Below are 3,470 nucleotides of genomic sequence, written 5' to 3'. Positions count from 1 at the left end.
CGCCCGCACCGGGCGTGCGCGGCTTCCGCGACATCACCGCCGACGTCAACGATCTCGGCGGCGCCGCCGCGCAGGCCAATCGCGCCGCGCGCCGCRCCTATGCCAACGTGCCCTCGCCCTCGCCGGAATTCGACCGGCTGGAGCCGAGCCTGGAGAACCGCGCCGGCGAGGGCGATGCGCCTTATTCCTATGACGAGTCGATCGAGGAGGCCGAGCGCTATGCGCCGCGGGCCGCGTCGACGCGCCCGCACATCCCCGTCCTCGACCGCGACACCAAGAAGCCCAAGCGCGCCCGGTCCGTCTTCCCGTTCAAGAGTGCGATCGCCGTCGGCATCGTGCTGATCCTGGTCGGTGCCGGCATTCTCTGGGGCAAACAGCTGGTCCAGATCGCGAACGGCCTGATCAAGTCCTCGCCGACCCAGGTGGTTGAGGCGCCGAAGGATCCGTCCCAGCCGCAGAGCAAGCCGAAGATCCCCGATCGGGTCGGCCAGCCCTCGGCCAGCGACCAGCCGGTCGCGCCGGTGGCGCAGAAGGTCGTGCTCTATGACGAGGATCCGTCCGATCCGAAGGGCAAGCAATATGTCGGCTCGGTGGTGTGGCGGCTCGAGCCGATCAAGGCGTCGGGCAACCAGAAGGCCGACGTCGCCGTGCGCGCCGACATCGAGATTCCCGACCGCAAGTTCAAGATGACGATGTCGTTCCGCCGCAACACCGACTCCTCGCTGCCGGCGAGCCACACCGCGGAGCTGACCTTCATCCTGCCGCAGGATTTCCCGGGCGGCAGCGTCTCCAACGTGCCGGGCATCCTGATGAAGTCGAACGAGCAGGCGCGCGGCACGCCGCTCGCAGGGCTAGCGGTCAAGGTCACCGACGGCTTCTTCCTGGTCGGCCTGTCCAATGTCGACGCCGACCGCGCCCGCAACGTCCAGCTCCTGAAGGAGCGTTCCTGGTTCGACGTGCCCCTGGTTTACGCCAACCAGCGCCGCGCCATCATCGCGATCGAGAAGGGCGCCCCCGGCGAGCGCGCCTTCAACGACGCGTTCGCGCAGTGGGGCGATTAGGCCGCCCTGTCATTCCGGTGCGTGCGCAGCACGAGCCCAGAATCCATTGTGCAGCACGTGACGTAGAGAAATGGATTCCGGGCTCGACGCTACTCGTCGCCCCGGAATGACCTGCAGACCTATTGCGCGGCCGCTTCCCGCTTCCGTGCCGCTGCTGCGGCTGCGTGCTCGCGGTCCATCACGGCGCGGCAGCCGGGGCTGACCTGCGCCTTGTTCCGCACCATGCAGGCGGTGATCCGCGGGATATCAGGGATTTCGCTGGAGCACAGCCGCATCGCATCGCCCGAGCACATCTGCTGCGCTTCGGACGAGAAGGCGAAGCCGGGCGATGTCTGGAATGCGACGGCGGTGGTGGCGAGGGCGAAGAGAGTTGCGATGGTCCGGTTGCGTGTCATGCAGAATGTGTCCCCGTGGGCTTGAGCCGCTTGGTTTTGGGGCGCCTCACGCGGCTTGACCTGCCACATGTCTCAGCCATCACGCCGGGAACCTCATCCCGCATGTGGTTGCTCGATCTCTCGTGATGTTCGAATCGAAAAGTGCTGCGCCGCCCGAGCCAAGTATGCGCCATTGTCGTATGGCTGCAATGGGCCGCACGAACGAATTCGCAATTGTTGCGCGCACGTCACGCAGAAAGCGACGTGCTCCGTCAGATGAGGCGATAGGATGGCGTGCTTGTGGCGTCGCTCTCGCCAAGTGCGGCGGCGTGTTCCTCGACCGCGGTGATGCCCTTCGCGGTGAGCTCGAACAGATCGCCGTCCTTCATCACGTAGCCGTCGGCGATCAATTGTCCCATCTTGCCTTGCCGGTCGTCGGCAAAGGCGATGGATTGACAGATGTCCCTGAGGATCGAGAGCTGTTCGTCGCGCAACATGGCTTCACCTCTCCGTTCACAGGGACTGTGTCCGATCCTCACATGCCGTGACTGGCGAACACCTTGCTGCATGATTTCGACAGCTTGGCCCGGTTGGCCTGCAGGCAGCTCTGCACCGCGCCGTCATTGCCGAGGTCCTTGCGGCACAACCGCGAGGCATCACGCGAGCAGGCGTTCTGCTCCTGCGGCGTGCCCATGTGGCCTTGCGCGAGAGTGGGCGCGCTCGACAGGCCACCGAGGGTTGCCAGCGTGATCGTCGCCAGAAGAAATTTGCGGGACATCGGCGGCTCCAGTCCAAGAGGGGTGATTCAGGTCCTGTCTGAACTCGTCGCCGTGCCACTTGTTCCCCTTGGGGGAGGCGCCGGCGCCCGCTATTCAAGGTTCCCGAGGCGCTGCTATAACAGGGGCGAAGTGTGAGGGTCTTTGATGAAACGCTATCTGGTGTTTGCGCTGGTCGGGCCGTTCGTCGGCGGGTTCCTGCTGCTGCTGACGACGACCTACCAGTCCGGCTACTGGACCCAGACCAACCTCGGCGAGGTCGGGAAGCTGTTCGCAGTGTTCTTCAAATCCCTGCAATACAGCTATCTGTTCGGCTTCCTGCCGTCGCTGATGATCGGCGCGGTCGATGACATCCTGGTCCACATCCGCCGGGTCGGCCCGGTGCTGCGGRTGCTGCTGGTCGGCCTGTTCGCCTTTGTCCTGGCCTCGCTGACCTACAGCTCGCGCGGGCCGGATTCGGGCGCGGTTCAGTTCATCCTGTACGGCATGGTCGGCTTCGTGCCGTCGGTGATTTCCTCCTGGCTCGTGCATAGATATCTCGAGGAGCCGCAAGCGGCGGCGGCACCGACCTGACCGCGCGACGTTCGGACGCGGTGCAGCAACCTCCGCCGCGTCGGCGAGTTTTCCCTGGGCCATGACCATGTCCGACGACGATATTCTTGCTCCGCGCAAATCCCGTTCCGGGAGCCGTTCGCGCGCCAGCTTCTCAAGCACGGAAGCACGTGGGCCGATCATCGACCAGGACGGCCGCGAGATCCGGCCCGAGACGCTGGAGCAGGGCTTTCGCGAGTTTCGTTTCGAGTTCGGTCAGGGCAATCCGCTTGGAGGCAATCCGCTCGGAGGAAATCCGTTCGGCAACCTGACGCGCGAGCAACGCATCGCGCGGCTCGAGGCGATCGCAAAGCTGCTCGACGTCGCCTTCATCCTGCCCGGCACCAACATCCGCTACGGCATCGACGGCCTGATCGGACTGATCCCCGTCGTCGGCGACATCATCACCACCGCGATCTCGCTGTGGCTGGTGCGCGAGGCCCGCGCGCTGGGCGCGCCCTGGTACCTCACCGCGCGCATGCTCGGCAACGTCGCGGTCGACGGCGTGGTCGGCATGGTGCCGCTTGCGGGCGACGCCTTCGACGTCATGTTCCGCGCCAACATGCGCAACATGCGCCTGCTCCGGCGCTGGCTCGACAAGCAGCCGCGGATCTGAATCCTCGCTCTGCGCGTGAGGGGGAGTCTCCGCGAGTCTCGCTGTCACCGTC

6 protein-coding genes are annotated in these 3,470 nt (G+C 65.7%); 3 read left to right on the top strand and 3 right to left on the bottom strand.

All coding sequences use genetic code 11. The features are described 5' to 3' along the window. On the top strand, window positions 1-1,061 hold a 1,061-nt coding region (locus AC1D00_RS32365), incomplete at its 5' end, for a hypothetical protein (RefSeq protein WP_477013461.1). 119 nt (window positions 1,062-1,180) lie between these two features. On the opposite strand, the gene AC1D00_RS32360 is transcribed toward AC1D00_RS32365, so the two are convergent. The 3 genes from AC1D00_RS32360 to AC1D00_RS32350 all read right to left on the bottom strand — a co-directional run bounded on the left by AC1D00_RS32360 (window position 1,181) and on the right by AC1D00_RS32350 (window position 2,213). Further along, window positions 1,181-1,456, bottom strand: a complete 276-nt coding sequence (locus tag AC1D00_RS32360) for a hypothetical protein (protein WP_477013460.1) — start codon at window positions 1,454-1,456, stop codon at window positions 1,181-1,183. A 251-nt stretch (window positions 1,457-1,707) separates the two neighbouring features. Further along, window positions 1,708-1,932 carry a hypothetical protein gene (locus tag AC1D00_RS32355; protein WP_027544925.1) on the bottom strand — a complete coding sequence of 75 codons (225 nt, stop codon included), beginning with the start codon at window positions 1,930-1,932 and terminating at the stop codon, window positions 1,708-1,710. Between the two features lie 38 nt (window positions 1,933-1,970). Then, on the bottom strand, window positions 1,971-2,213 hold the full coding sequence (locus AC1D00_RS32350) for a hypothetical protein (RefSeq protein WP_477013459.1): 243 nt from the start codon (window positions 2,211-2,213) through the stop codon (window positions 1,971-1,973). Between the two features lie 145 nt (window positions 2,214-2,358). Here AC1D00_RS32350 and AC1D00_RS32345 point away from each other — a divergent pair, with 145 nt between their 5' ends. Together AC1D00_RS32345 and AC1D00_RS32340 are read left to right on the top strand one after the other, a co-directional pair. Next, entirely contained in the window at window positions 2,359-2,784 is a 426-nt protein-coding gene (locus AC1D00_RS32345; RefSeq protein WP_477013458.1) for a DUF5413 family protein, read from the top strand. A gap of 61 nt (window positions 2,785-2,845) precedes the next feature. Further along, window positions 2,846-3,418, top strand: a complete 573-nt coding sequence (locus AC1D00_RS32340; protein WP_477013457.1) for a DUF4112 domain-containing protein — start codon at window positions 2,846-2,848, stop codon at window positions 3,416-3,418. Window positions 3,419-3,470: the final 52 nt, after the last annotated feature.

It is taken from the genome of Bradyrhizobium sp. P2_E8 (assembly GCF_056403875.1).
The sequence above is the reverse complement of the archived record's forward strand: the minus strand, read 5'-3'. Positions and strand labels throughout refer to the sequence as shown.